22 protein-coding genes are annotated in these 26,655 nt (G+C 70.1%); 15 read left to right on the top strand and 7 right to left on the bottom strand.

Annotated features, from left to right (window positions below; translation table 11 throughout):
* Window positions 1–403 precede the first annotated feature (403 nt).
* The 14 genes from ACFYZJ_RS33370 to nuoN are packed head-to-tail and all read left to right on the top strand — an operon-like array spanning window position 404 to window position 16,493.
* Window positions 404–763 (top strand): NADH-quinone oxidoreductase subunit A, encoded by a 360-nt coding sequence (locus tag ACFYZJ_RS33370; protein ID WP_003992243.1) that lies wholly within the window; start codon window positions 404–406, stop codon window positions 761–763.
* 13 nt (window positions 764–776) lie between these two features.
* Window positions 777–1,331 (top strand): NADH-quinone oxidoreductase subunit B family protein, encoded by a 555-nt coding sequence (locus ACFYZJ_RS33365; protein WP_007383964.1) that lies wholly within the window; start codon window positions 777–779, stop codon window positions 1,329–1,331.
* On the top strand, window positions 1,328–2,119 hold the full coding sequence (locus ACFYZJ_RS33360) for an NADH-quinone oxidoreductase subunit C (protein WP_388574372.1): 792 nt from the start codon (window positions 1,328–1,330) through the stop codon (window positions 2,117–2,119). The genes ACFYZJ_RS33365 and ACFYZJ_RS33360 overlap by 4 nt, the downstream gene beginning before the upstream one ends.
* Window positions 2,116–3,447 (top strand): NADH-quinone oxidoreductase subunit D, encoded by a 1,332-nt coding sequence (locus ACFYZJ_RS33355; protein WP_388574370.1) that lies wholly within the window; start codon window positions 2,116–2,118, stop codon window positions 3,445–3,447. Before ACFYZJ_RS33360 ends, ACFYZJ_RS33355 begins: the two co-directional genes overlap by 4 nt.
* Window positions 3,444–4,334, top strand: coding sequence for an NADH-quinone oxidoreductase subunit NuoE (nuoE, locus tag ACFYZJ_RS33350; protein WP_388574367.1), 891 nt, complete (start codon window positions 3,444–3,446; stop codon window positions 4,332–4,334). Before ACFYZJ_RS33355 ends, nuoE begins: the two co-directional genes overlap by 4 nt.
* A complete protein-coding gene (nuoF, locus tag ACFYZJ_RS33345) occupies window positions 4,334–5,683 on the top strand; it encodes an NADH-quinone oxidoreductase subunit NuoF (RefSeq protein ID WP_388574364.1) in 1,350 nt (449 codons plus the stop codon). The genes nuoE and nuoF overlap by 1 nt, the downstream gene beginning before the upstream one ends.
* On the top strand, window positions 5,680–8,184 hold the full coding sequence (locus tag ACFYZJ_RS33340; RefSeq protein WP_388574361.1) for an NADH-quinone oxidoreductase subunit G: 2,505 nt from the start codon (window positions 5,680–5,682) through the stop codon (window positions 8,182–8,184). The genes nuoF and ACFYZJ_RS33340 overlap by 4 nt, the downstream gene beginning before the upstream one ends.
* Window positions 8,181–9,542 carry an NADH-quinone oxidoreductase subunit NuoH gene (nuoH, locus tag ACFYZJ_RS33335; RefSeq protein ID WP_388574358.1) on the top strand — a complete coding sequence of 454 codons (1,362 nt, stop codon included), beginning with the start codon at window positions 8,181–8,183 and terminating at the stop codon, window positions 9,540–9,542. The genes ACFYZJ_RS33340 and nuoH overlap by 4 nt, the downstream gene beginning before the upstream one ends.
* Window positions 9,535–10,176: an NADH-quinone oxidoreductase subunit NuoI gene (gene nuoI, locus ACFYZJ_RS33330; RefSeq protein WP_388574355.1), complete on the top strand. Its 642-nt coding sequence runs from the start codon at window positions 9,535–9,537 to the stop codon at window positions 10,174–10,176. Before nuoH ends, nuoI begins: the two co-directional genes overlap by 8 nt.
* Window positions 10,173–11,012, top strand: coding sequence for an NADH-quinone oxidoreductase subunit J (locus tag ACFYZJ_RS33325; protein ID WP_388574353.1), 840 nt, complete (start codon window positions 10,173–10,175; stop codon window positions 11,010–11,012). The genes nuoI and ACFYZJ_RS33325 overlap by 4 nt, the downstream gene beginning before the upstream one ends.
* Window positions 11,009–11,308, top strand: coding sequence for an NADH-quinone oxidoreductase subunit NuoK (gene nuoK / locus ACFYZJ_RS33320; RefSeq protein ID WP_388574350.1), 300 nt, complete (start codon window positions 11,009–11,011; stop codon window positions 11,306–11,308). Before ACFYZJ_RS33325 ends, nuoK begins: the two co-directional genes overlap by 4 nt.
* A gap of 15 nt (window positions 11,309–11,323) precedes the next feature.
* Entirely contained in the window at window positions 11,324–13,270 is a 1,947-nt protein-coding gene (gene nuoL, locus ACFYZJ_RS33315) for an NADH-quinone oxidoreductase subunit L (protein WP_388574348.1), read from the top strand.
* Between the two features lie 5 nt (window positions 13,271–13,275).
* Window positions 13,276–14,847 (top strand): NADH-quinone oxidoreductase subunit M, encoded by a 1,572-nt coding sequence (locus ACFYZJ_RS33310; RefSeq protein ID WP_388574345.1) that lies wholly within the window; start codon window positions 13,276–13,278, stop codon window positions 14,845–14,847.
* Complete coding sequence (nuoN, locus tag ACFYZJ_RS33305; protein WP_388574342.1) at window positions 14,844–16,493, top strand: NADH-quinone oxidoreductase subunit NuoN; 1,650 nt, start codon at window positions 14,844–14,846, stop codon at window positions 16,491–16,493. Before ACFYZJ_RS33310 ends, nuoN begins: the two co-directional genes overlap by 4 nt.
* A gap of 70 nt (window positions 16,494–16,563) precedes the next feature.
* On the opposite strand, the gene ACFYZJ_RS33300 is transcribed toward nuoN, so the two are convergent.
* Window positions 16,564–17,166, bottom strand: a complete 603-nt coding sequence (locus ACFYZJ_RS33300; protein ID WP_388574339.1) for a Uma2 family endonuclease — start codon at window positions 17,164–17,166, stop codon at window positions 16,564–16,566.
* Window positions 17,167–17,364: 198 nt separating this feature from the next.
* On the opposite strand from ACFYZJ_RS33300, the gene recQ reads away from it, so the two are divergent.
* On the top strand, window positions 17,365–19,356 hold the full coding sequence (gene recQ, locus ACFYZJ_RS33295; RefSeq protein ID WP_388574336.1) for a DNA helicase RecQ: 1,992 nt from the start codon (window positions 17,365–17,367) through the stop codon (window positions 19,354–19,356).
* Window positions 19,357–19,386: 30 nt separating this feature from the next.
* On the opposite strand, the gene ACFYZJ_RS33290 is transcribed toward recQ, so the two are convergent.
* From ACFYZJ_RS33290 to ACFYZJ_RS33265, 6 genes are read right to left on the bottom strand one after another with little or no spacing between them, the layout of a single operon-like run.
* Complete coding sequence (locus ACFYZJ_RS33290) at window positions 19,387–22,143, bottom strand: fumarate reductase/succinate dehydrogenase flavoprotein subunit (RefSeq protein WP_388574610.1); 2,757 nt, start codon at window positions 22,141–22,143, stop codon at window positions 19,387–19,389.
* A gap of 32 nt (window positions 22,144–22,175) precedes the next feature.
* Window positions 22,176–22,943, bottom strand: coding sequence for an ABC transporter ATP-binding protein (locus ACFYZJ_RS33285; protein ID WP_388574334.1), 768 nt, complete (start codon window positions 22,941–22,943; stop codon window positions 22,176–22,178).
* The gene (locus ACFYZJ_RS33280; protein ID WP_388574333.1) at window positions 22,927–23,802 is read right to left on the bottom strand and encodes an ABC transporter permease; all 876 of its coding nucleotides are present in this window, start codon (window positions 23,800–23,802) and stop codon (window positions 22,927–22,929) included. Before ACFYZJ_RS33280 ends, ACFYZJ_RS33285 begins: the two co-directional genes overlap by 17 nt.
* Window positions 23,799–25,142, bottom strand: coding sequence for an ABC transporter substrate-binding protein (locus ACFYZJ_RS33275; RefSeq protein ID WP_388574331.1), 1,344 nt, complete (start codon window positions 25,140–25,142; stop codon window positions 23,799–23,801). Before ACFYZJ_RS33275 ends, ACFYZJ_RS33280 begins: the two co-directional genes overlap by 4 nt.
* A gap of 15 nt (window positions 25,143–25,157) precedes the next feature.
* A complete protein-coding gene (locus ACFYZJ_RS33270; RefSeq protein ID WP_388574328.1) occupies window positions 25,158–25,385 on the bottom strand; it encodes a ferredoxin family protein in 228 nt (75 codons plus the stop codon).
* A gap of 52 nt (window positions 25,386–25,437) precedes the next feature.
* On the bottom strand, window positions 25,438–26,229 hold the full coding sequence (locus tag ACFYZJ_RS33265) for a GntR family transcriptional regulator (RefSeq protein ID WP_388574326.1): 792 nt from the start codon (window positions 26,227–26,229) through the stop codon (window positions 25,438–25,440).
* Window positions 26,230–26,655 lie beyond the last annotated feature (426 nt).

Here is a 26,655-nt window from a genome sequence, read left to right as displayed (position 1 = left end):
GCTCCTCCCTCTGATGTGTGAACGCGCTCCCTTAGCAAGGGATCTGGTCCAACGCCAATTTGCTTTGAGAGCTTGCCGTTTGATAGTGCACGACCGTCCCGACCAGCGGAGACGAGCGAAAATGTCACCTCTTGGTGATCACTCGACTGCTTCGCGTACGTAGATCACCGCTCATCCGACTTCATGATCCTTCGCCGGGTGGTGGAGATCACAAAGTACGTGCCGACCCCCGTGTCGCAGATCACACACCCGCGGGCATAAGATGCACGGCAGTTGGGCTTGTGACCTGCTTCACATGTCCGCGATCTTCGCTGGGGCGAGCGGGGCTTTCGGGGCATGTGGGGCGGATGCGAGCCCAGCGCAACCGCCAGCAGTCAGTGCCGACTGAGAGGAGCGAGGAGCGGTGAACGCGTATGCGCCCATCCTCGTACTGGGAGCCCTCGGGGCAGGCTTTGCGATCTTCTCCGTGGTCATGGCCACGCTGATCGGTCCGAAGCGGTACAACCGCGCCAAGCTCGAGGCCTACGAGTGCGGTATCGAGCCGACCCCCACGCCGGCGGGTGGCGGGCGCTTCCCGATCAAGTACTACCTGACGGCGATGCTCTTCATCGTCTTCGACATCGAGATCGTCTTCCTCTACCCCTGGGCCGTCACCTTCGACGCCCTGGGGATCTTCGGGCTCGTGGAGATGCTGCTCTTCGTGCTCACCGTCTTCGTCGCGTACGCGTACGTATGGCGGCGCGGCGGCCTGGAATGGGACTGAGGGGCCTTACGTCATGGGACTCGAAGAAAAGCTGCCGAGCGGTTTCCTTCTGACCACCGTCGAGCAGGCCGCGGGCTGGGTGCGCAAGGCGTCGGTCTTCCCCGCCACCTTCGGCCTGGCCTGCTGCGCCATCGAGATGATGACCACCGGCGCCGGCCGCTACGACCTGGCGCGCTTCGGCATGGAGGTCTTCCGCGGCTCGCCCCGCCAGGCGGACCTGATGATCGTCGCGGGCCGGGTCAGCCAGAAGATGGCGCCGGTCCTTCGGCAGGTCTACGACCAGATGCCGAACCCCAAGTGGGTGATCTCGATGGGCGTGTGCGCCTCCTCGGGCGGCATGTTCAACAACTACGCGATCGTCCAGGGCGTCGACCACATCGTCCCGGTCGACATCTACCTGCCCGGCTGCCCGCCGCGGCCCGAGATGCTGATGGACGCGATCCTCAAGCTCCACCAGAAGATCCAGTCCTCCAAGCTCGGCGTGAACGCCGAGGAGGCGGCCCGTGAGGCGGAGGAAGCGGCGCTCAAGGCCCTGCCGACGATCGAGATGAAGGGGCTGCTGCGATGAGCGACGCGAACGGCAACGGCGCGGGCACGCAGCCGGGCGGCGTGAACGGCCACGGCGTCAACGGCAACGGCGTCAACCCCGAGAAGGACCTCGGCGCCGCCAACCTCCCCGGCCGGCGCGGCGAGGGCGGCGAGGAGATCCGCGTCCAGCGCGGCATGTTCGGCGCCAACAACGGCGGCGACACCTCCGGCTACGGCGGCCTGGTCCGCTCGATCCGCCTCCCCGGCCCGGCCACCCGCCCCTACGGCGGCTGGTTCGACGAGGTCGCCGACGAGCTCGAGGGCGCCCTGGAGGAGCAGGGCCTCGTCCCCGAGAACGCCATCGAGAAGACCGTCGTCGACCGCGGCGAACTGACCTTCCACATCGAACGCGAGTACCTGCTCGCCGTCGCCCAGACCCTCCGCGACGACCCGGCGCTCCGCTTCGAGCTGTGCACGGGCGTGAGCGGAGTGCACTACCCGGGCGACAAGGGCCGCGAGCTGCACGCCGTCTACCACCTGCGCTCGATCACCCACAACCGGCTGATCCGCCTGGAGGTCAGCGCGCCCGACGCCGACCCGCACATCCCGTCGCTCGTCTCCGTCTATCCCACCAACGACTGGCACGAGCGCGAGACGTACGACTTCTTCGGCCTGATCTTCGACGGCCACCCGGCGCTGACGCGGATCATGATGCCGGACGACTGGCAGGGCCATCCGCAGCGCAAGGACTACCCCCTCGGCGGCATCCCCGTCGAGTACAAGGGCGCCCAGATCCCGGCTCCGGACCAGCGGAGGTCGTACTCATGAGCACGCACACCCCCTCCTCTGCCTCCGCGCGTGAGACGACCGAGGGCACCGTCTACACGGTCACCGGCGGTGACTGGGACGAGGTCGTCGAGTCCGCCTCGCGCGCCGACGACGAGCGCCTGATCGTCAACATGGGCCCGCAGCACCCGTCCACCCACGGCGTGCTCAGGCTCATCCTGGAGATCGAGGGCGAGACGGTCACCGAGGCCCGCTGCGGCATCGGCTACCTGCACACCGGCATCGAGAAGAACCTCGAGTACCGCACGTGGACGCAGGGCACCACGTTCGTGACGCGCATGGACTACCTGACGCCGTTCTTCAACGAGACGGCGTACTGCCTCGCCGTGGAGAAGCTCCTCGGCATCGAGGACCAGGTACCCGACCGCGCCACGGTCATCCGGGTGCTCCTGATGGAGCTGAACCGGCTCTCCTCGCATCTGGTGTGCATCGCCACCGGAGGCATGGAGCTGGGCGCCACCACGATCATGATCTACGGCTTCCGGGACCGGGAGATGATCCTCGACATCTACGAGCTGATCACCGGCCTCAGGATGAACCACGCCTACATCCGCCCCGGCGGACTCGCCCAGGACCTGCCGTCGGGCGCCGTGGACCAGATCCGCGAGTTCGTGAAGAAGATGAAGAAGAACCTCCCGGAGTACGACAAGCTCGCCACCGGGAACCCCATCTTCAAGGCGCGTATGCAGGACATCGGCTACCTGGACCTGGCCGGCTGCATGGCCCTGGGCGCCACCGGACCGATCCTGCGCTCCGCCGGCCTGCCGCACGACCTGCGCAAGGCACAGCCCTACTGCGGCTACGAGACGTACGAGTTCGACGTCCCGACCGCCGACACCTGCGACGCCTACGGACGCTTCCTCATCCGCCTGGAGGAGATGCGCCAGTCGGTCAGGATCATCGAGCAGTGCCTGGACCGGCTGCAGCCCGGCCCGGTCATGGTCGCCGACAAGAAGATCGCCTGGCCCGCCCAGCTGGCCCTCGGACCGGACGGGCTCGGCAACTCCCTGGACCACATCAAGAAGATCATGGGCACCTCCATGGAGGCCCTGATCCACCACTTCAAGCTGGTGACCGAGGGCTTCCGTGTCCCGCCGGGGCAGGCGTACGCGGCGGTCGAGTCGCCCAAGGGCGAGCTCGGCGTGCACGCCGTCTCAGACGGCGGCACCCGCCCCTACCGGGTCCACTTCCGCGACCCGTCCTTCACCAACCTGCAGGCCATGGCGGCGATGTGCGAGGGCGGCCAGGTCGCCGACGTGATCGTCGCCGTCGCGTCCATCGACCCCGTGATGGGAGGCGTCGACCGGTGACCACCTCTTCTTCGGAGCGGGGCGTCAGCCTGGGCATGCCCGAACTGCCCGCCCCCGACTACCCGGACGACGTACGGGCCCGGCTGGAGCGGGACGCGCACGAGATCGTCGCCCGCTACCCGGACTCCCGGTCCGCCCTCCTGCCGCTGCTGCACCTGGTGCAGTCGGAGGAGGGCCATGTCACGCGCACCGGGATGCGGTTCTGCGCCGAGGTGCTGGGCCTGACCACGGCCGAGGTCACCGCGGTCGCCACCTTCTACACCATGTACCGGCGGCGGCCCTCCGGTGACTACCAGGTGGGTGTGTGCACCAACACCCTGTGCGCCGTCATGGGCGGCGACGCCATCTTCGAGGCCCTCCAGGAGCACCTGGGCGTCGGCAACGGCGAGACCACCGACGACGGCAAGGTGACCCTGGAGCACATCGAGTGCAACGCGGCCTGCGACTACGCACCGGTCGTGATGGTCAACTGGGAGTTCTTCGACAACCAGACCCCCGAGACCGCCCGGCGCCTCGTCGACGACCTGCGCGCGGGACGGCAGGTCGCACCCACCCGCGGCGCCCCCCTGTGCACCTTCAAGGAGACCGCCCGCATGCTGGCCGGCTTCCCCGACGAACGGGACGGAGCCGTCGAGGCGACCGGCAGCGCGGGCCCGGCCTCCCTGGTCGGCCTGCGGCTGGCCAAGGGGGAGTCCCCCGCCGCACGCGTGGTGCACCCGCGGGACGGCGGGCCGCACGACGAGCCACGGGACGAGGCTCCGGGGGACGCGGCGGTGCACGAGCCGTCCCCGGCCGAGCACCTCAGCTCGCACGACGCGCCGCAGGACACGTCGGCCTCCGACCCGTCCCACCCGGCCGGGCCCGTAGCCGACGAGGGAGGGCAGTGATGACCTTGGCACCCGAGCTCAACGAAACCAGCCCCGAGAAGCTGCTCGTCCCCGTGCTGTCGGCCTTCTGGGACGAGGAGAGGTCCTGGACGCTGGACGTCTACCGCAGGCACGACGGCTACGAGGGGCTCCGCAAGGCGCTCGCCATGTCGCCGGACGACGTGATCGCGTACGTCAAGGACTCCGGACTGCGCGGGCGTGGCGGCGCGGGATTCCCGACGGGAATGAAGTGGCAGTTCATTCCCCAGGGTGATGGCAAGCCCCACTATCTCGTTGTCAACGCCGACGAATCGGAGCCCGGAACCTGCAAGGACATCCCGCTCCTCTTCGCGAACCCGCACAGCCTCATCGAGGGCATCGTCATCGCGTGTTACGCCATCAGGTCGTCGCATGCCTTCATCTATCTGCGTGGTGAGGTCGTCCCCGTGCTGCGGCGGTTGCACTCGGCCGTCCGCGAGGCCTACGCGGCCGGCTACCTCGGCGCGAACATCCTCGGCAGCGGGCTCGATCTCGACGTCACCGTGCACGCGGGCGCGGGCGCGTACATCTGCGGTGAGGAGACCGCACTGCTCGACTCGCTCGAAGGCCGCCGTGGTCAACCGCGGCTCCGTCCCCCCTTCCCTGCGGTCGCGGGCCTCTACGCGTGCCCGACTGTGGTGAACAACGTCGAGTCGATCGCGTCGGTTCCCGCCATTTTCACCCGGGGCAAGGAGTGGTTCCGGTCGATGGGCACCGACAAGTCGCCCGGCTTCACGCTGTACTCGCTCAGCGGCCATGTGGCCAACCCCGGCCAGTACGAGGCCCCGCTCGGCATCACGCTGCGGCAGCTCCTCGACATGAGCGGCGGCATGCGGCCCGGTCACCGGCTGAAATTCTGGACGCCGGGCGGTTCGTCCACGCCGATGTTCACCGAGGAGCACCTCGACGTCCCGCTGGACTACGAGAACGTGGGCGCCGCCGGTTCCATGCTCGGCACCAAGGCCCTGCAGTGCTTCGACGAGACGACCTGCGTGGTCCGGGCCGTCACCCGCTGGACCGAGTTCTACGCCCACGAGTCCTGCGGCAAGTGCACGCCCTGCCGTGAAGGCACGTACTGGCTCGTGCAGTTGCTGCGGGACATCGAGGCCGGCAAGGGCGTGATGTCGGACCTCGACAAGCTCGCCGACATCGCCGACAACATCAACGGCAAGTCCTTCTGCGCCCTCGGCGACGGCGCCGCCTCGCCGATCTTCTCCTCCCTCAAGTACTTCCGCGAGGAGTACGAGGACCACATCACGGGCCGGGGCTGCCCCTTCGACCCGGCCAAGTCCACGGCCTGGGCGGACAAGCCCGCGGAGGTGACCGCATGACTGTGACCACCAGCGCTCCCTCAGGTGGGGGAGAGGCGGCGGTCCCGCCGGAGGACCTCGTCACGCTGACGATCGACGGCGTCGAGATCAGCGTGCCCAAGGGCACCCTGGTCATCCGCGCCGCCGAACAGCTCGGCATCGAGATCCCCCGTTTCTGCGACCACCCCCTGCTCGACCCGGCCGGTGCCTGCCGCCAGTGCATCGTCGAGGTCGAGGGCCAGCGCAAGCCCATGGCGTCCTGCACGATCACGTGTACGGACGGGATGGTCGTGAAGACCCACCTCACCTCGCCCGTCGCCGAGAAGGCCCAGAAGGGTGTGATGGAGCTCCTGCTCATCAACCACCCGCTGGACTGCCCGGTCTGCGACAAGGGCGGCGAGTGCCCGCTGCAGAACCAGGCGATGTCGCACGGCAGCGCCGAGTCCCGCTTCGACGGGAAGAAGCGCACCTACGAGAAGCCGGTCCCGATCTCCACGCAGGTGCTGCTCGACCGTGAGCGGTGTGTGCTGTGCGCCCGCTGCACCCGGTTCTCCCACCAGATCGCGGGCGACCCGATGATCGAGCTGCTGGAGCGGGGCGCGCTGCAGCAGGTCGGCACCGGCGAGGGCGAGCCCTTCGAGTCGTACTTCTCCGGGAACACCATCCAGATCTGCCCGGTCGGCGCGCTGACCTCGGCGGCGTACCGCTTCCGCTCCCGCCCCTTCGACCTGGTCTCGTCCCCCTCGATCTGCGAGCACTGCTCCAGCGGCTGCGCGACCCGCACCGACCACCGGCGCGGCAAGGTCATGCGGCGCCTGGCCGCCTACGACCCCGAGGTCAACGAGGAGTGGATCTGCGACAAGGGGCGGTTCGCGTTCCGGTACGCGCAGCTGAAGGACCGACTCGATGTGCCGCTGGTGCGGCGCGAGAGCGGTGAGCTGGAGCCCGCGTCCTGGCCGGAGGCGCTCGACATCGCCGCCCGGGGGCTGCTCGCGGCGCGGGGCCGGGCCGGGGTGCTGACCGGTGGCCGCCTCACCGTGGAGGACGCCTACGCGTACAGCAAGTTCGCGCGCGTGGCGCTCGACACCAACGACATCGACTTCCGCGCGCGCGTACACAGCGGCGAGGAGGCCGACTTCCTGGCCGCCCGGATCGCCGGACGGGGCCGCGACCTGGACGGTACGGGCGTCACGTACACCTCCCTGGAGGAGGCGCCCGCCGTCCTGCTCGTCGGGTTCGAGTCGGAAGAGGAGGCGCCCGGCGTCTTCCTGCGGCTGCGCAAGGCCTGGCGCAAGCACGGGCAGCAGGTCTTCGCGCTCGCCACCCACGCCACCCGGGGCCTTCAGAAGGCCGGTGGCACGCTGCTGCCGGCCGCGCCCGGCACCGAGACCGAGTGGCTGGACGCGCTGGCCGGACGGGTCGGCCTGGAGGAGGACGGCGTACGTGCCGCGGAGGCGCTGCGCACCGAGGGTGCCGTGATCGTCGTCGGTGAACGCCTCGCCGCCGTGGCGGGCGGCCTGACCGCCGCCGTACGGACCGCGGCCGCGACCGGCGCCCGGCTGGTGTGGATCCCGCGCCGGGCCGGGGAGCGCGGCGCGGTCGAGGTGGGCGCGCTGCCCTCGCTGCTGCCGGGCGGGCGTCCGGCCACCGATCCCCGCGCGCGTGAGGAGGTCGCCGCCGCCTGGGGCGTGGCCGATCTTCCGCTTCGCTACGGCCGGGACACGGGCCAGATCGTCGAGGCCGCGGCCACGGGCGAACTGCGCGCCCTGGTGGTGGCCGGCGTCGAGGTCGCCGACCTGCCCGATCCGGCACGCGCGCGTGAAGCACTCTCCGCGGTGGACTTCCTGGTCTCCCTGGAACTGCGGCCCAGCGAGGTCACCGAGCGCGCGGACGTGGTGCTGCCGGTCGCGGCGGTCGCCGAGAAGGCCGGTACCTTCCTCAACTGGGAGGGCAGGGCCCGCTTCTTCGAGGCCGCGCTCAAGCCCGACCAGATGACCCGCCCGCTGATGCCGACCGACGCGCGCGTGCTGCAGATGCTCGCCGACGCGATGGACGTGCATCTGGGGCTGCCCGATCTGCGCACCGTCCGCATCGAGCTGGACCGGCTCGGCGCCTGGGACGGTCCGCGGGCCGGCAACCCTCTGGAGATCGGCGCACAGCTGCCCCGCCCGGCCGCCGGGGAGGCCGTGCTCGCCGGTCACCGGCTGCTGCTGGACCAGGGCCGCCTCCAGGACGGCGACGAGGCGCTCGCCGGCACCCGGCACGCGGCACGCGCGCGTGTGTCCGCCGCCACCGCCGCCGAGGCGGGCGTCGAGGACGGCGACCTGCTGGCCGTGACCGGCCCGTCCGGAACCGTAGAACTCCCGCTGCAGATCACCGAGATGCCCGACCGCGTGGTGTGGCTCCCGATGAACTCCACGGGCGGCGGCGTCCCCTCCGACACCGGGGCGCAGCCCGGCACCCTCGTCCGCATCGGCCCGGCGACGCCCGCCGCCGAAGCCCCCAAGGAGGTGGAGGCATGAGCCCGTACCTCGCCGCTGAAGACCTCTCGATGTTCGGCCACGATCCCTGGTGGCTGGTCGTCATCAAGGCGGTGTTCTGCTTCGCCTTCCTGATGGTGACCGTGCTGTTCTCGATCGTCTGGGAGCGCAAGGTCGTCGCCTGGATGCAGCTGCGCATCGGCCCCAACCGGCACGGCCCCTGGGGCATGCTCCAGTCGCTCGCCGACGGCGTGAAGCTGATGCTGAAGGAAGACCTCATCGTCAAGCGCGCGGACAAGGTGGTCTACATCCTCGCGCCGATCGTCGCGGCCATCCCGGCCTTCATGGCGATCGCGGTGATCCCCTTCGGGCCCGCCGGCAACGAGATCTCGATCTTCGGGCACCGCACCACGATGCAGCTCACCGACCTGCCGATCGCGATGCTCTACATCCTCGCGGTGGCCTCGGTCGGCATCTACGGCATCGTGCTGGCGGGCTGGAGCTCCGGCTCCACCTACCCGCTCCTCGGCGGCCTGCGCTCCTGCGCGCAGATGATCTCCTACGAGATCGCCATGGGCGCCGCGTTCGCCTCGGTGTTCCTCTACTCGGGGTCGATGTCGACGTCGAGGATCGTCGAGGCGCAGCACGACCGCTGGTACATCCTGCTGCTGCCGGTGTCGTTCATCATCTACATCGTCACGATGGTCGGCGAGACCAACCGTGCCCCCTTCGACATGCCGGAGTCCGAGGGCGACCTGGTCGGCGGCTTCAACACCGAGTACTCGTCGATCAAGTTCGCGATGTTCATGCTCGCCGAGTACGTGAACATGGTGACGGTCTCGGCCGTGTCCACCACCCTCTTCCTGGGCGGCTGGCGGGCCCCCTGGCCGATCAGCACCTTCTGGGCGGGCGCGAACCACGGCTGGTGGCCGCTGCTCTGGTTCGTCATCAAGGTCCAGCTGCTGCTGTTCTTCTTCATCTGGCTGCGCGGCACGCTCCCGCGCGTCCGCTACGACCAGCTGATGAAGCTCGGCTGGAAGGTCCTCATCCCGGTCTCCGTGGTCTGGCTGATGCTCGTCGCGACCGTACGGGCGCTTCGTAACGAAAACTACGGTTTCGGCGATATCGCCCTGTACGTCGCGGGCGGAGTCCTCGCACTGCTCCTGCTGTCGTTCGTCGTCGACATGTTCCGCGCCAAGGCGGAAGCGGAGCGGCCCGCGCAGGAGCCCGCCGCCTTCGACCCGATGGCGGGCGGATTCCCCGTGCCGCCGCTGCCGGGACAGACGCTTCCGCCGGTGCTGAGGCGCCGCCCGCGCCGGGAGCGGGAGCTTATTGTCAGTGGTGGGTCGGACACTGTCAGTGACGGATCTTCGGATGGAAAGGAGGCGTCCGATGGCTGACGAGCCCAAGGACACCAAGCCGGGCTTCCAGAACCCGGTGGCCGGCTTCGGCGTGACCTTCAAGGCCATGTTCAAGAAGCGGCTCACCGAGCAGTACCCGGAGCAGAAGAAGACCACGGCTCCGCGGTTCCACGGCCGGCACCAGCTCAACCGCCATCCGGACGGCCTGGAGAAGTGCGTCGGCTGCGAACTGTGCGCCTGGGCCTGCCCCGCCGACGCGATCTACGTCGAGGGCGCCGACAACACGGACGAGGAGCGCTACTCGCCGGGCGAGCGGTACGGCCGGGTGTACCAGATCAACTACGCCCGCTGCATCCTGTGCGGCCTGTGCATCGAGGCGTGCCCCACGCGCGCGCTGACGATGACCAACGAGTTCGAGCTGGCCGACTCCAGCCGCGCCAACCTCATCTACACCAAGGAGCAACTGCTCGCCGGCCTCGAAGAGGGCATGGTGGACACGCCTCACGCCATCTACCCGGGGACGGACGAGCAGGACTACTACCGGGGCCTGGTGACTCAGGCCGCGCCCGGCACGGTGCGCCAGGTCGCCGTCTCCAAGGGCGAGGTCCCGCAGGAGGCCGCCTCCACCTTCGGCGAGGGCGAGCCGGCGTCGAAGAAGGTGATCGGCGGATGACTGATCTCGCGGCCTACTCCACCTCCACCGGAGAGGCCTTCCAGTTCTGGGTCCTCGGCACCGTCGCGGTGCTCGGCGCCCTCGGCACCGTCTTCATGAAGAAGGCCGTGCACAGCGCGCTGTGCCTCGCGGGCACCATGATCGTTCTGGCGGTGTTCTACCTCGCCAACGGCGCCTACTTCCTGGGGATCGTACAGATCGTCGTCTACACCGGCGCGATCATGATGCTGTTCCTGTTCGTGGTGATGCTGGTCGGCGTCACGGCGGCGGACTCCCTGAAGGAGACCATCAAGGGTCAGCGCTGGCTGGCCCTCCTGTGCGGACTCGGCTTCGGCATCCTGCTGATCGCGGGCATCGCCAACGCCTCTCTGAAGGACTTCGCCGGCACGGGGAGAGCGAACGCGAACGGCAACGTGGAGGGCCTGGCCGCCCTCATCTTCACCAAGTACGTGTTCGCCTTCGAAATCACCGGCGCCCTGCTCATCACGGCCGCCGTCGGCGCCATGGTGCTCACCCACCGCGAGCGCACCGAGCGCGCCCGCACCCAGCGCGAACTGTCCGAGCAGCGCGTACGGGAGGGCAAGCACGTTCCGCCGCTGCCGGCCCCCGGCGTCTACGCCAGGCACAACGCGGTGGACATCGCGGGCCTCCTGCCGGACGGCACCCCGTCCGAGCTGACCGTCAACAAGACGCTGCGCGCCCGCGGGCAGATCCGCGATGTGTCCGACGAGGCGATCAGTGATCTGAAGGCGCTGGAGCAGCACGCCGCCGAGCGCCTGGAGCGCACCGAGGAGAAGCGGCCGGCGCTCAAGAGGACCGAGGAGGCGTCGAAGTGAACCCGGTCAACTACCTGTATCTCGCAGCCCTGTTGTTCACGGTCGGCGCCACCGGCGTGCTGATCCGGCGGAACGCGATCGTGGTGTTCATGTGCATCGAGCTGATGCTGAACGCCTGCAACCTCGCGTTCGTCACCTTCTCCCGGATGCACGGCAACCTCGACGGCCAGATCATCGCCTTCTTCACGATGGTCGTCGCCGCCGCGGAGGTCGTCGTCGGGCTCGCGATCATCGTGTCGCTGTTCCGTACCCGCCACTCGGCCTCGGTCGACGACGCCAGCCTGATGAAGCTGTAAGGGGTCGGGAGAATCGTGGAGAACCTGATTGCGCTGCTGATCGCGGCGCCCCTGCTCGGAGCGGCCGTCCTGCTGTGCGGCGGCAGAAGGCTGGATGCGGTCGGCCAGTGGGTCGGCACCGTGCTCGCGGCCGTCTCCTTCGTGTTCGGTGCGGTCCTCTTCACCGACCTGCTGGGGAAGGCCGCCGACCACCGGACCGTCACCCAGCACCTGTTCAGCTGGGTCCCGGTGGCCGGTTTCCAGGCCGACGTCACCTTCCGGCTCGACCAGCTGTCGATGACGTTCGTCCTGCTGATCACCGGTGTCGGCTCGCTCATCCATCTGTACTCGATCGGGTACATGGAGCACGACGAGCGCCGGCGCCGCTTCTTCGGCTATCTGAACCTGTTCCTCGCGGCGATGCTGCTGCTCGTCCTCGCCGACAACTACCTGCTGCTGTACGTCGGTTGGGAGGGCGTCGGTCTCGCCTCCTACCTGCTGATCGGCTTCTGGCAGCACAAGCCCAGCGCGGCCACCGCGGCGAAGAAGGCGTTCATCGTCAACCGCGTCGGCGACATGGGCCTGTCGATCGCCATCATGCTGATGTTCACGACGTTCGGAACCTTCGCCTTCGGGCCGGTCCTCGGCCACGTCGGGGGCACGAGCGAGGGCAAGCTCACCGCCATCGGCCTGATGCTGCTGCTCGCCGCGTGCGGAAAGTCGGCCCAGGTGCCGCTGCAGTCCTGGCTCGGTGACGCGATGGAGGGCCCGACCCCGGTCTCGGCCCTGATCCACGCCGCGACCATGGTGACCGCGGGCGTGTACCTGATCGTCCGCTCCGGGGCCGTCTTCAACGCGGCGCCCGACGCCCAGCTGGCCGTCACCGTGGTCGGTGCGGTCACGCTCCTGTTCGGTGCGATCGTCGGTTGCGCCAAGGACGACATCAAGAAGGCGCTGGCCGGCTCGACCATGTCGCAGATCGGCTACATGGTGCTGGCCGCGGGCCTCGGCCCCATCGGTTACGTCTTCGCGATCATGCACCTGGTGACGCACGGCTTCTTCAAGGCGGGGCTCTTCCTGGGCGCCGGCTCGGTGATGCACGGCATGAACGACGAGGTCGACATGCGCCGGTACGGCGGCCTCAGGAAGTACATGCCGATCACCTTCGTCACCTTCGGCCTCGGTTACCTCGCGATCATCGGCTTCCCCGGCCTGTCCGGCTTCTTCTCCAAGGACAAGATCATCGAGGCGGCGTTCGCGAAGGGCGGCACAGAGGGCTGGATCCTGGGCGGTGCGGCGCTGCTGGGCGCGGCCATCACGGCGTTCTACATGACGCGCGTGATGCTGATGACGTTCTTCGGCGAGGAGCGCTGGCGTCACGCCCCGACCCCCTCCCCGGCCGAGCCGAGCGTGGAGCCCGCCGCCGAGACCCGCGGCGAGCACGCCGAGCCGCATCCGCACGAGTCGCCGGGGGTCATGACGATCCCGATGATCGTGCTGGCCGTCGGATCGGTCTTCGGCGGCGCGTTCTTCAGCATCGGCGACCGCTTCCTGCACTGGCTGGAACCGGTGACCGGGCACAGCGAGGGCCACTCGCCGGTCAGCGCCTTGACGGTCACCGGAGCGACCATGGTGTGCCTGGTCATCGGCGTCGCCATCGCCTGGGCGCAGTACGGCCGCAAGCCCGTCCCGGCCGTCGCCCCACGCGGCTCCCTGCTCACCCGGGCCGCCCGGCGGGACCTGCTCCAGGACGACTTCAACCATGTCGTCCTGGTCCGCGGCGGAGAGCACCTCACCCGCTCCCTGGTGTACCTGGATCACACCCTGGTCGACGGCGTCGTCAACGGCACGGCGGCCTCGGTCGGCGGCCTGTCCGGACGGCTGCGCAGGCTGCAGAACGGCTACGCACGGTCGTACGCGGTCTCGATGTTCGGCGGTGCGGCGGTGCTCGTCGCCCTGACCCTGCTGATGAGGGCGGTCTGATAGCGATGTCCTTTCCCCTGCTGACAGCGACGGCGGTGCTCCCGGCCGTGGGGGCGATCGCCACGGCCGCCGTACCGGCCGCGCAGCGCACCGCCGCCAAGTGGCTGGCGCTGGTCGTCTCGCTCGCCACGCTCGCGCTCGCCGCGGTGATCGGGTTCCGTTTCGATCCGGGCGGCGCCCGCTACCAGTTCACCGAGTCCCAGGCCTGGATCAAGGACTTCGGGGTGCGGTACGAGCTGGGCGTGGACGGCATCGCGGTGGCGCTCATCGCGCTGACCGCGCTGCTGATCCCGTTCGTGATCCTGGCGGGCTGGCACGACGCCGACCCGCTGGAGACCGGAAGCCGCCGCTGGCGGCCGACCCAGGGCTTCTTCGCCCTGATCCTGGCCGTCGAGGCGATGGTGATCCTCTCCTTCGAGGCCACCGACGTCTTTCTCTTCTACATCTTCTTCGAAGCCATGCTGATCCCGATGTACTTCCTCATCGGAGGCTTCGGGGACCGCGCCCACGAGCACGGCGAGAAGGCGGCGTCCACGCAACGGTCGTACGCAGCCGTGAAGTTCCTCCTCTACAACCTGGCCGGTGGGCTGATCATGCTGGCCGCCGTGATCGGCCTGTACGTACAGGCGGGCAACTTCTCGCTCCCGGAGATCGTGCAGGCGCGGGTGAACGGCTCGCTGCACATGGCCACCAGCACCGAACGCTGGCTGTTCCTCGGCTTCTTCTTCGCCTTTGCGGTGAAGGCGCCGCTGTGGCCGCTGCACACCTGGCTGCCCAACGCCATGGGCGAGGCCACCGCCCCGGTCGCCGTGCTGATCACGGCGGTCGTGGACAAGGTGGGCACGTTCGCGATGCTGCGCTTCTGCCTCCAGCTGTTCCCGGAGGCGAGCAAGTGGGCGACACCGGTCATCCTGGTCCTGGCCCTGATCAGCATCCTGTACGGGGCGTTGCTCGCGGTCGGCCAGCGTGACATCAAGCGGCTGGTGGCCTACGCGTCGATCTCGCACTTCGGCTTCATCATCATGGGCATCTTCGCGATGACCAGCCAGGGCCAGTCCGGGGCGACGCTGTACATGGTCAACCACGGCATCTCGACGGCCGCCTGGATGCTGGTGGCGGGCTTCCTGATCTCGCGCCGCGGCTCGCGTCTGATCGCGGGGTACGGAGGCGTGCAGAAGGTCGCGCCCGTGCTCGCCGGCACCTTCCTGATCGGCGGCCTGGCCACGCTGTCCCTGCCGGGACTCGCGCCGTTCGTCAGTGAGTTCCTCGTCCTCGTCGGCACGTTCACGCGCCATCCGGCGATCGGGATCATCGCCACCTTCGGCATCGTCCTCGCCGCGCTCTACACCCTCGTCCTGTACCAGCGGACGATGACGGGCCCGGTGAAGGCGGAGGTCGCCGCGATGCCGGACCTGCGCGTACGCGAACTCGTGGTCGTCGTACCGCTGATCGCGCTGCTGATCTTCCTGGGCGTCTACCCGAAGCCGGTGACCGACATGATCAACCCGGCGGTCCAGCACACCATGTCCGACGTACACCAGACCGATCCCAAGCCCGAGGTGGAGGCGGCCAAGTGAGCGCAGTAGCCGTCCACAGCCTGTGGACAACCGCGGCCGACCCGATCGCGAAGATCCAGGCGCCGAAGATCGAATACGGGCAGTTGTCGCCGACCCTGATCGTGATCGGCGCGGCGCTCATCGGGGTGCTGATCGAGGCGTTCGTGCCGCGCAAGTCCCGTTACTACGCGCAGGTGTTCGTATCGATGGTCGCGCTCGCCGCCGCGTTCGCCGCGGTGGTTGCGCTCGCGGCCGACGGATACGGCACCACCAAGGCCCATATCGCGGCGATGGGCGCGCTCGCGGTCGACGGACCGTCCCTGTTCCTGCAGGGGACGATCCTGCTGGCGGGCCTGCTCGGCGTGTTCACCTTCGCCGAGCGCCGCCTCGACCCCGAGGCACACGGCAACCGGGTCGACTCCTTCGCCGCGCAGGCCGCGTCCGTACCCGGCAGCGAGAGCGAGAAGGCCGCCGTCAAGGCGGGGTTCACGACGACGGAGGCCTTCCCGCTGCTGCTGTTCGCGGTCGGCGGCATGCTGGTCTTCCCCTCGGCGAACGACCTGCTGACCCTCTTCGTCGCCCTGGAGGTCTTCTCACTGCCGCTGTACCTGCTGTGCGCGCTCGCCCGGCGCAAGCGGCTCATGTCGCAGGAGGCCGCGGTCAAGTACTTCCTGCTCGGAGCGTTCGCCTCCGCGTTCACGCTGTTCGGCATCGCCCTGCTGTACGGCTACGCGGGCTCGGTGTCGTACGCCAGGATCGCGCAGGTCGTCGACGGCACGGTCACCAACGTCGACCCGGCGCTCGCCAACACCATGGGCAACGACGCGCTGCTGCTGGTCGGCGCCGCGATGGTCGTGATGGGTCTGCTGTTCAAGGTGGCCGCGGTGCCGTTCCACATGTGGACGCCGGACGTGTACCAGGGCGCGCCGACCCCGGTGACCGGTTTCATGGCGGCGGCGACCAAGGTGGCCGCGTTCGGCGCGCTGCTGCGGCTGCTGTACGTGGTGCTGCCGGGCATGCGCTGGGACTGGCGGCCGGTGATGTGGGCGATCGCGATCGTCACCATGCTGGGCGGTGCGATCGTGGCGATCACGCAGACCGACATCAAGCGGATGCTGGCGTACTCCTCGATCGCGCACGCGGGATTCATCCTCGCGGGTGTCATCGCGACGAACCGCGACGGTGTGTCCTCGGTCCTGTTCTACCTGGCCGCGTACTCGTTCGTGACGATCGGCGCCTTCGCGGTCGTCACCCTGGTCCGCGACGCGGGCGGCGAGGCGACGCACCTGTCCAAGTGGGCCGGACTCGGCCGCAGGTCTCCCCTGGTGGCCGCCGTGTTCGCGGTGTTCCTGCTGGCCTTCGCCGGCATCCCGCTGACCTCCGGCTTCGCCGGGAAGTTCGCGGTGTTCAAGGCGGCGGCGGAAGGCGGGGCGATCCCGCTGGTGGTGATCGGTGTGATCTCCTCGGCGGTCGCAGCGTTCTTCTACATCCGGGTGATCGTCCTGATGTTCTTCAGCGAACCGAGCCCCGAGGGTCCGACGGTGGCGGTCCCCTCACCGCTGACGATGACGGCGATCGGCCTCGGCGTGGCGGTCACGGTGGCGCTGGGCGTGGCCCCGCAGTACTTCCTGGACCTGGCGAGCCAGGCGGGGGTGTTCGTGCGCTGAGGCGTTCGGCCGCTTATGGGCAACGGTCCGGCACCCGCTCGGGGGGTGGCGGACCGTGTGCTGCTCAGGGCTACTGCCTGTCGGTGCGACGCGTCCTGATCTGGGTGAGGTCCAGGTCCACGGGGAACGGAACATCCATCTTCATCCGCTCCCTGAAGATCCCCACGCTGGTGTACGTGCCGGTGGTGGGCTCAAGCTCGAAGGCGTGCACGGCCGCGCGGCCCTTCTCGTTCTCGACGCGCCAGTAGTGCGGGATCTTGGCCCGGGCGTACTTCAGGGGCTTGGTCTCGCGGTCGCGTGATACGGAGTCCTCCGAGACGACCTCGATGGCCAGGACGACGGCCTCTGCCGGGAAGCGAGTCTGCTCCGGGTCCTCCACCACGTCTCCGTGCACTACCACCACGTCGGGTTCGGGCCGGTTCTGGCTGTCGAGATCGATGGTGAACTCGCGGAACACCTCGAGGTCCGCAGGCGCCAGCGACTGGAGCTGCCACTTGAAGAAATCGATGGCACGCTCGTGAAAGATGGTCTGCGGACTCACGAAGACCAGGCTCCCGTCGATCAGTTCCGTGTGCGGAGGCAGATTCGGAAGCCGGTCCAGGTCGTCGGCGGTCCAGCCGCCCTCCGGCGGGATCGGCCAGGCGGGCGTGGACGCCTTCGGTGCGACGCTCATCAGTGCTCCCATGGGACGGAGTCTCGCCGGTCCACTCAGACTATCGACCGGAAACGGGCAGGTCTCCCACGCACGTGTGAACGATGGCCGTGTCCTTGACCGGGGTCGGCCAGGGGCCTTGTGGATAAGTCCAGGGCTGTCGGCGCGGCCCCCTATCGTGGACGCAGTGGTCGAAGGGCGACCGACGGGGGACGGGCGATGGACGGGACGGCTGTGATGACCGAGGTGGGCGCGCCGGCGGTGGACGGTGGGAGCGAGGCGCTGGCCACGCTGCACCGGGTCTTCGGATACGACGCCTTCCGCGGTGAGCAGGAAGCGGTCGTCGAGCATGTGGTGGCCGGCGGCGACGCGGTCGTGCTCATGCCGACCGGCGGCGGCAAGTCGCTCTGCTACCAGATTCCGTCCCTGGTCAGACCCGGTAGGGGAGTCGTGGTCTCCCCGCTCATCGCCCTCATGCAGGACCAGGTCGACGCCCTGCGGGCGCTCGGTGTGCGCGCCGGGTTCGTCAACTCCACGCAGGACTTCGACGAGCGGCGCGTGGTGGAGGCGCAGTTCCTGGCCGGCGAGCTGGACCTGCTGTACCTGGCACCGGAGCGGCTGCGCCTGGAGTCCACCCTCGACCTGCTCTCCCGCGGCAAGATCTCGGTCTTCGCCATCGACGAGGCGCACTGCGTCTCCCAGTGGGGCCACGACTTCCGGCCCGACTACCTGGCGCTGTCCCTGCTCGGCGAGCGGTGGCCGGACGTCCCGCGGATCGCGCTCACGGCGACGGCCACACATGCAACGCACCAGGAGATCACCCAGCGGCTGAACATGCCGCAGGCCCGCCACTTCGTGGCCAGCTTCGACCGGCCCAACATCCAGTACCGGATCGTGCCGAAGGCCGACCCCAAGAAGCAGCTGCTGGCGTTCCTGCGCGAGGAGCACGTGGGCGACGCGGGCATCGTCTACTGCCTGTCGCGGAACTCGGTGGAGAAGACGGCCGAGTTCCTGACCGGCAACGGCATCGAGGCGGTGCCGTACCACGCGGGTCTGGACGCGGGCACCCGCGCGGCGCACCAGTCCCGGTTCCTGCGTGAGGAGGGCCTGGTGGTGGTCGCGACGATCGCCTTCGGGATGGGTATCGACAAGCCGGACGTGCGGTTCGTCGCGCACCTGGACCTGCCGAAGTCGGTCGAGGGCTACTACCAGGAGACGGGACGTGCGGGCCGCGACGGACTGCCGTCCACGGCCTGGATGGCGTACGGGCTCAACGACGTCATACAGCAGCGCAAGCTCATCCAGTCCGGGGAGGGCGACGAGTCCTTCCGCCGCCGGGCCCAGGCGCACCTGGACGCGATGCTGGCGCTGTGCGAGACCGCCCGGTGCCGCCGTGGCCAGCTGCTCGCCTACTTCGGCCAGGACCCGGAGCCGGGCGGCTGCGGCAACTGCGACACCTGCCTGGAGCCGCCGGACACCTGGGACGGGACGATCGCGGCGCAGAAGGTGCTGTCCACGGTGTGGCGGCTGGACCGGGAGCGGAGGCAGAAGTTCGGCGCGGTGCAGATCGTCGACATCCTGCTGGGGCGGCGCACGGCCAAAGTCATCCAGTTCGACCACGACCAGCTGTCCGTGTTCGGCATCGGTGAGGAGCTGACCGAGGGCGAATGGCGGGGCGTCGTCCGGCAGTTGCTGGCACAGGGGCTGCTCGCGGTCGAGGGCGAGTACGGGACGCTGGTGCTGACCGAGGCCAGTGGGGCGGTACTGCGGCGGGAGCGCGAGGTGCCGCTGCGCAAGGAGCCGCAGAAGCCGACGGCCGCTCCCCGCTCGTCGTCGCCCTCCGCCCGGTCCGACCGCAAACCGAAGGCGGCCGCCGCCGAGCTGCCCCCGGAGCTGGCCCCCGCCTTCGAGGCCCTGCGCGCCTGGCGTGCCGAACAGGCCCGGGAACAGGGCGTCCCGGCGTACGTCATCTTCCACGACGCCACGCTGCGGGAGATCGCCACCGTGTGGCCCACGTCGGTGGCCCAGCTCGGCGGTATCAGTGGAATCGGCGAGAAGAAGCTGGCCACCTACGGGGAGGGCGTGCTCGACGTGCTCGCCTCACTGGGCGGACCGCCGGCCGCCCAGCAGGCCGCGGCGCCCAGCGACGAACCGGGCCCGGACGACTGGCCCGAGCCCGACGACGAGCCGGAGCCCGACGACTGGATATGAGGCGACGGCGTACGAGCCGCCCGGCAGGGCTCACAGCGCACGGGCCGCATACGCCCTGACGTCCGCGTCCGAGTCCGTCGTGGCCGTGGCGAGGGCCGCGCGGGCGTCATCGGCGCCGCTGTGCCGGGTCAGTGCAAGGACGGCCGCCTTCCGGACGTCCGCATTGGGGTCGGCCAGGGCCTTGGCGAGGGCGGGGACGGCCGGCTCGGGATCGGCGGCTGCCAGCGCGGCTGCGGCACCGGCGCGTACCTGCCAGGCAGAGTCGGACAGGGCGGCCGTGGCGCGGTCGGCGAGTGGTGGCGGGCAGCCGACAGCGGCCAGTGCGCCATAGGCGGCCGCACGGACCAGGGCGTCGGCGTCGCCGGTGAGGGCCGCGAGGGCGGACAGAACGCCTTCCGGTCCCGGCGAGCCCCCGCCACCGGGGCCTCCCGCGCCCACCGTGCCGAGGGCCTTGGCGAGCGCCACCCGGACCTCGCGGGACGGGTCGGCGGTCGCGGCGCGCACGAGTGGTGCGACGGTGTCGATCGAGACGAGGGCGCGCACGGCCTCGATACGGACCGCCGTGTCGGAGTCGGCGAGAGCCTCCGCGAACAGGTCGGCGTCGCCCAGCCGCAGCGCCCGTAGGACGTCCAGCGCGGCGGCGCGCACGACGGGGTCCGGCTCGGACACGGCAGTGGCGAGGTGGTCGCGCAGGGCCGGCTCCGGTGGCAGCGTCTCGACGAGTTCGCGCAGGGAGGCGGCCGCGGCGGCGCGTACGTCGGCGTCCGTGTCGCTGAGCAGGGAGGCGAGCGCGGGGCCGGTGCCGTGCGGCACGGTCTCGGTCAGCACCGTGACGGCGGTGCGCCGGACCGAGGGGTCGGGGTCGGCCAGGTACGGCCGCAGGGCGGTGAGTTCGGGTTGCTCGTCGGCCAGGGCGAGGAGGTCGAGCAGGCGGGGTGACGTCGGTGTCTCCGGGTCGGCCGCGGGGCGGACGGTCTCGTCGCTCGCCGCGGGTCGCACCTGCACCGCGGTGGGCGCCACCTCGCGCGCCCCTGCCGTCGCCACCTGCTCGGCATGCACCTCGCCGAGGCGCCGGGAGGCACCGCCCACGGGGGCGAAGCCTTCCACCGGAACCAGATAGGGAGCCACGGGACGGGCCGTGAACTCCATGGCACCAGAGGGGGACTTGTGCAGATCGAGATGGTGGAACCAGGACGCGTCGTCGCGTCCCGGATGGTCGATGCGGTCGTGGTAGAGGCCCCAGCGCGACTCCGTGCGGGCCAGGGAGGCACGGGCCGCCATCTCCGCGCAGTCGCGGATGAAGGTCACCTCCGCGCAGCGCATCAGCTCGTGCGGGGTGCGGGCGCCCATGGAGGCGATGTCGGCGTGCATCCGCTCGAACGCCTCCAGGGCGAGGGAGAGGCGGGCGCCGGACTTCGGCGGGGCCACGTAGTCGTTCACGAAGCGGCGCAGCTTGTACTCGACCTGGGGCTGCGGCGGGCCGTCCGGGTTGCGCAGCGGGCGGTAGATCAACTCGTGCGCCTCGCGGAGCTGGTCCTGCGGCAACTCGCCTTCGTACGCCTGGTACTGCGCGGCGTCCACGCCGGCCAGCTCCCCGAACACGAACGCGCCGATCATGTAGTTGTGCGGCACACAGGCCAGGTCACCGGCGGCGTACAGGCGGGGGACCGTCGTCCGGGCGTGGTCGTCGACGCGGACGCCCGAGGCCGAGTGACCGCCGCACAGGCCGATCTCGGAGATGTGCATCTCCACGTCGTGGGTGCGGTAGTCGTGGCCGCGGCCCGCGTGGAAGGTGCCGCGCGTCGGGCGTTCCGTCGAGTGCAGGATCGACTCCAGCGCCGAGATCGACTCCTCCGGCAGATGGCTCAGCTTGAGGTACACCGGGCCCCGGTCCGAGGCAACCTCCGCCGCGAACTCCGCCATCATCTGCCCGGACCAGTAGTCGGAGTCGACGAAGCGTTCGCCGTGCCGGTTGACCTGGTAGCCGCCGAAGGGGTTGGCGACGTAGGCGCAGGCCGGACCGTTGTAGTCCTTGATCAGCGGGTTGATCTGGAAGCACTCGATGCCGGTCAGCTCGGCGCCCGCGTGGTACGCCATCGCGTATCCGTCGCCCGCGTTCGTCGGGTTCTCGTACGTGCCGTACAGGTAACCGGAGGCGGGCAGGCCGAGGCGGCCGCAGGCGCCGGTCGCGAGGATCACCGCGCCCGCGCGGACGGCCACGAAGCGGCCGGTACGGGTGTGGAAGCCCGCCGCGCCCACGGCCCGGCCCCCGGACGTCAGCACCCTCACCGGCATCACGCGGTTCTCGATCCGGATCCGCTCCCGCATCTCGCGCCGCCGCAGCTGCCGGTACAGGACCTTCTTGACGTCCTTGCCCTCCGGCATCGGCAGGACGTAGGAGCCCGACCGGTGCACCTGGCGGACCGCGTACTCGCCGTGCTCGTCCTTCTCGAACTTCACCCCGTACGACTCCAGCCGCTTCACCATGGCGAAGCCGCGGGTCGCGGTCTGGCGGACCGTGGACTGGTCGACGATGCCGTCGTTGGCGCGGGTGATCTCGGCGACGTAGTCGTCGGGCTCGGCGCGCCCGGGGACGACCGCGTTGTTGACGCCGTCCATGCCCATGGCGAGCGCTCCGGAGTGCCGGACGTGCGCCTTCTCCAGCAGCAGCACGTCCGCGCCGTGTTCGGCGGCCGTCAGTGCCGCCATGGTGCCGGCCGTGCCGCCACCGATGACGAGGACGTCACAGGACAGTTCCTCGGCGTCGGTGAGGGCGGGGATCTCCATCGGGGTGTCCACCAGGGTCGCCTTTCGCTTGCTCAGGAACCGAGTGAGGAGAGGACCTCGCGGCGCAGGGCGCGCCGTGCCGGGTCGTGGTGCGCCGTACGGTCGCGCGGGCGCGGCACGTCCCGCACGGCGAGGAGCCGTCCCGTGCCGAGCAGCGCCACCCGGTCGCCCAGGTACAGGGCCTCGTCCATGTCGTGGGTGACGAAGACGACGGTGGCGCCCGTGCCGTGCAACACCTCCACCAGCAGGTCCTGCATGCCGGCGCGGGTCTGGGCGTCGAGCGCGCCGAAGGGCTCGTCCATGAGGACGGTGCGCGGGCCGGCGGCGAGGGCGCGCGCCAGTTGTGCGCGCTGGCGCTGGCCGCCGGACACGCGGTGCGGCAGGTGTCGTGCGCGGTCGGCGAGTCCCACCCGGTCCAGCCAGGCGTCGGCCTGGGTGCGGCGTTCGGTGCGTGGAACGCCCTTGATGGCGAGGGGGAGTTCCACGTTCGCCCGCAGGGTGCGCCAGGGCAGCAGGGCGTCCTCCTGGAACACCAGAGCCCGGTCCGCGGCAGGGCCGTCCAGGGGGCGGCCGTCCTGCTCCACCGTCCCGGCGAGTGGCGGCAGCAGCCCGGCAAGGGTCCGCAGCAGCGTCGACTTGCCGCAGCCCGAGGGGCCGACGACGGTGAGGATCTCACCCTGGGCGATGTCCAGGTCGACGCCCTCGAGGGCGGGTGCGCCGGGGCGGCCGAGCGTGGCCGCCCGCAGGGTGAGGCCGGCACCGGTGCGGGACGGCGGCAGGACGTCAGACGAGCTGGTCATCGGGGACCTCCGCAACGGTCGTCTCGGGGCTGCTGGTGATCGGTGCGGAAGCGGCGAAGCGCTCCCGGGGAACACGGTCCGAGGCGGCGTACGAGGTCCGCGGGAGCCAGCGGGTCAGACGGCGTCCGAGCAGCTCCACCGCCGTGGACGTCACCCAGCCGAGCGCGCCGATCGTCACCATGCCGACGAAGACGTCCGGGTAGTCGACGACCGTGTAGTCCTGCCAGGTGCGGTAGCCGACGCCGTACTGGCCGGAGATCATCTCGGCGGAGATCACACAGATCCACGACACGCCGATGCCGACGGACAGGCCGCCGAAGATGCCGGGCAGCGCCCCCGGCAGGACCACCGAACCGAGGACCCGCCACCGGCCGCCGCCCATGGTCCGCACCGCCTCCTCCCACACGGGGGTCAGCGCGCGGACCGCGTGCCGGGTCGAGACCAGCACGGGGAAGAAGGCGGCCGCGCAGGTGATGAAGACGATGCCCTGTTCGTTGCTGGGGAAGAGGAGGATCGCGACGGGAACCAGGGCGATCGCCGGGATCGGGCGGACCACCTCCAGCAGCGGGCCGAGCAGGTCCTCGGCCAGGCGCGAGCGGGCGACGAGCACGCCCGTGGCCACCCCCAGGACCGCCGCCAGCAGGAAGCCCGTGAGGATGCGGGTCAGGCTGTCGGCCAGGTCGGTCCAGTAGTCGCCGCCGGCGAGCCGGCCGGCGAAGGCGTGGGCCACCTCGGTGACCGTGGGGAACTGCGAGAAGCGCAGCCACACGTTCACCTTCAGGCTGGTGAGCAGCTGCCACAGACCGAGGGCGGCGGCCAGGGACGCTACCCTCAGCGCATACCGGCGGTACCGGCTCATGACGCCCGTCCCAGCGCGTCGGCGTACGAGACCGTACGCGCCCCCGGGTGCGCCCCGACGTACGCCTGCGCGGTGGCCGGTGCGACGAAGGGAAGCAGACGGCTGCCGTCCGCCACCCACACCGCCTTGTCGGCGAACCACAGGGTGCCGGTGGTGGCGTCGGGCACGTACGCGGCACGGACGTCCGGGCGGTGCTGCGCCACGTACTTCAGGAGTTCATCGGCGGACTTGAAGGTACGCGTCGTCTCCGCGCCCTTGGGCCACACCTCGCCGGCGGCCGGCGGAGGCGTCGCAGCGAGATCCTTCGGGTACGCCGAGCCGAGCGCCTTCCTCACGTACTGGTCGTCGACGAAGGAGTCCACGTCGATGTCACCCGTCAGCTTCGCGGACTTCAGGACCGCCACGTCCTGCTTCAGCGCGGACACCTGCTGCGGCTTGACGGCCGGGTCGAAGGTGGAGATGCCGTGGGCGCCGTTGTACAGGTAGACGACCTCGGCGGGCAGGCCGGTGGCCTTCGCGACCTTCTCGGCCGCGGCCACGGGATGGGCGCCCAGGTAGTCGGTCGCCTGCGCCTGCGCCTTCAGGAAGGCTTCCAGGACGGCCGGACGCTGCTGCGCGAAGTCCTCGCGCGCGGTGACGCCGTGGAACGTCGGCAGGTTGAGCCGCGCACCGTCGTACAGCGCCTTCGCCTTGCCCTGGTAGGCGAGCAGGCCAGGCCAGGCCACGAACTGGCTCAGCGCGTCCGCGCTGCCCGCCGCGAGTGCCGAAGCGCCCACCGCCGGCTGCTGGTTGAGCTTCTCGATGCCCTTGTCCGGGTCGATGCCGGCACGCTGCAAGGCCCGTACGAGGGTGCCGTCCGCGGCGGAACCGACGCTCGTGGAGACCTTCTTGCCCTTCAGGTCCTGCAGCGAGGAGAGCTTCGAATCCGGTGCGGTGACGATGGTGTTGAGGCCGCCGCGGAGGTTGTAGCCGGTGACGGAGACCAGATGGGTGGGGCGGCCCAGCTGCCTTCCGCGGGCCGCGTTGATGAGGAGCGGGAAGTCGCCCATCGAGCCGATGTCGATCTTCCCGGCGGTCATCTGGGCGGTGATGGGGGCTCCGGTCGCGTAGTCCTGCCAGACGACCCTGTAGGTGTGGCCGTCATGGAGGGCGTTCAGCTGCTGCTCGAAGTAGCCGAGGGAGCGCAGGAGGGTGCCCGCGGTGACCGTGTTGATGGTCTTCGACTGGTAGCCGACGGTGACGGTGACCGTGGAGCCGGTGCCCGCCTGAGCGCCTCCGCCGCAGGCGGCGAGCGGGAGCAGGAGGGCGAGGGTGGCGAGGGGTACTGCCGTGCGTTTCATGGGAGTTCGGGCCTCTCAGCGGAGCAGGTAGGGCATGTTGACCGTGACCGCTCCGGTGGGACAGCGGGCCGCGCACGGTCCGCAGTACCAGCACTCGTCGACGTGCATGTACGCCTTGCCGGTGCCCGAGTCGATGGCGAGGGAGTCCAGCGGGCACATGTCCACGCACAGCGTGCAGCCGTCGATGCACTTCGACTCGTCGATGGTCACGGGCACGTCGGCCCGCTGGGGCGCCAAGGGCATGGCTGTCTCCAGGCAGGTGCTGCGAACAGGGCGAAAGGGGGGCGAACAGGGGTCACCGAGACCGGTGCAGCAGACCGCTCATGGTGATGCGGTCGCCGCGGAAGCGGATGAACTCCAGGTCGACGGGCCGGCCGTCGGCGAGGTGGGTGAGGCGTTCCAGCATCAGCACGGCGGCGCCGCGCGGAGCCTGGAGCACGGCGGAGGAGTGGGCGTCCGCGTTCACCGCCTCCAGGGTGATCTCGGCGTGGCCGAGGCGCCGGCCGGTGATGGCTTCCAGGAGGCGGAAGACATCGGTGTTTTCCAGGTCGGCATCCAGAAGGGAGGTACCGATGTCCAGGGGGATGTAGGTGAGGTCGAGGGAGAGTGGGAGCCCGTTCAGTCTGCGCAGGCGTTCGATGTAGAGGACGTCGGAGCCGGGCGGGACGTGGAGGCGTTCGGCTACGGGGGTGGGGGCGGGGGCGGGGCCCATGGTGCGGACCTCGTTGGTGACGCGGCCGTGTTCGCGCAGGGTCTCTGCGAGGCCCATCAGCCGGTCCAGCCCATGGGGGTACTTGCGGGCGGCGACGACCGTGCCGACGCCGGGCACCCGGTCCACCAGGCCCTCGGCGCGGAGGAGGTCGAGGGCCTGGCGGACGGTGTTGCGGGAGGCACCGTAGTCGGCGCCGAGGGTGGTCTCGTGGGGGAGCGTACCGTCCGCGAAACCGCCGGTCAGGATCTGGTGGCGGAGGAGATCGGCGAGCTGCCTGGCCTGGTCCGCACGCAGCCGGCGACGCATGCGGTGGGCGGCGACGGTGGTCGCGGCGCCCTGACCGGCGTGGTCTCGGATGCGGTCGGTGGAGGGCATGTTTTGAACCATACCGATGCGGTAGGGAAAGCTGTGTTGCCGAAGTGTTGCGCCATGTGCCGGGACGTCACTTACGCGGCTGAGCTGGGGTTTCTTGGGCGGTGGGACAAGATCTGCCACTCGTGGCTGCGGGCATTCGTGCCGCTGGGGCGATGGGGGTCCCCTGCTCGAGCGAAGCCGAGAGCTTGTTGGGGGAGGGTGGGTGCAGCGGCACCCTGCCGGCGCCGGGAAGCGATACTCACCCCCGCACGTCCCCACCCCCGGGCGCCCCGCCACCGTGCGCCCCGCCACCGTGCGCCCGTTCACCCATCGACGGATACGCACGGCAGCTGCCCCCGTTATGTTCTTCGCGGTCCTGCAAGAGGGCCGCTGGCCTCCGGGCCCGGCATGGCTGTTCCCCCCTGTCGAACGGATGACCTGGGGGGT

Origin of the sequence: Streptomyces sp. NPDC001848 (assembly GCF_042891915.1) — a bacterium.
Classification (GTDB): domain Bacteria; phylum Actinomycetota; class Actinomycetes; order Streptomycetales; family Streptomycetaceae; genus Streptomyces.
This window is presented reverse-complemented; position numbering and strand designations above follow the sequence as displayed.

What these genes read in the sequence shown, in the direction of transcription:
- ACFYZJ_RS33285 (WP_388574334.1), bottom strand. Translation starts at nt 22,943, where the DNA reads ATGACCAGCTCGTCTGACGTCCTGCCGCCGTCCCGCACCGGTGCCGGC.
- ACFYZJ_RS33270 (WP_388574328.1), bottom strand. Translation starts at nt 25,385, where the DNA reads ATGCCCTTGGCGCCCCAGCGGGCCGACGTGCCCGTGACCATCGACGAG.
- ACFYZJ_RS33300 (WP_388574339.1), bottom strand. Translation starts at nt 17,166, where the DNA reads ATGAGCGTCGCACCGAAGGCGTCCACGCCCGCCTGGCCGATCCCGCCG.
- nuoI (WP_388574355.1), top strand. Translation starts at nt 9,535, where the DNA reads ATGGCTGACGAGCCCAAGGACACCAAGCCGGGCTTCCAGAACCCGGTG.
- ACFYZJ_RS33360 (WP_388574372.1), top strand. Translation starts at nt 1,328, where the DNA reads ATGAGCGACGCGAACGGCAACGGCGCGGGCACGCAGCCGGGCGGCGTG.
- nuoH (WP_388574358.1), top strand. Translation starts at nt 8,181, where the DNA reads ATGAGCCCGTACCTCGCCGCTGAAGACCTCTCGATGTTCGGCCACGAT.
- ACFYZJ_RS33275 (WP_388574331.1), bottom strand. Translation starts at nt 25,142, where the DNA reads ATGAAACGCACGGCAGTACCCCTCGCCACCCTCGCCCTCCTGCTCCCG.
- ACFYZJ_RS33310 (WP_388574345.1), top strand. Translation starts at nt 13,276, where the DNA reads ATGTCCTTTCCCCTGCTGACAGCGACGGCGGTGCTCCCGGCCGTGGGG.
- ACFYZJ_RS33340 (WP_388574361.1), top strand. Translation starts at nt 5,680, where the DNA reads ATGACTGTGACCACCAGCGCTCCCTCAGGTGGGGGAGAGGCGGCGGTC.
- ACFYZJ_RS33325 (WP_388574353.1), top strand. Translation starts at nt 10,173, where the DNA reads ATGACTGATCTCGCGGCCTACTCCACCTCCACCGGAGAGGCCTTCCAG.
- recQ (WP_388574336.1), top strand. Translation starts at nt 17,365, where the DNA reads ATGGACGGGACGGCTGTGATGACCGAGGTGGGCGCGCCGGCGGTGGAC.
- ACFYZJ_RS33290 (WP_388574610.1), bottom strand. Translation starts at nt 22,143, where the DNA reads ATGGAGATCCCCGCCCTCACCGACGCCGAGGAACTGTCCTGTGACGTC.
- ACFYZJ_RS33365 (WP_007383964.1), top strand. Translation starts at nt 777, where the DNA reads ATGGGACTCGAAGAAAAGCTGCCGAGCGGTTTCCTTCTGACCACCGTC.
- ACFYZJ_RS33355 (WP_388574370.1), top strand. Translation starts at nt 2,116, where the DNA reads ATGAGCACGCACACCCCCTCCTCTGCCTCCGCGCGTGAGACGACCGAG.
- nuoF (WP_388574364.1), top strand. Translation starts at nt 4,334, where the DNA reads ATGACCTTGGCACCCGAGCTCAACGAAACCAGCCCCGAGAAGCTGCTC.
- ACFYZJ_RS33265 (WP_388574326.1), bottom strand. Translation starts at nt 26,229, where the DNA reads ATGCCCTCCACCGACCGCATCCGAGACCACGCCGGTCAGGGCGCCGCG.
- ACFYZJ_RS33280 (WP_388574333.1), bottom strand. Translation starts at nt 23,802, where the DNA reads ATGAGCCGGTACCGCCGGTATGCGCTGAGGGTAGCGTCCCTGGCCGCC.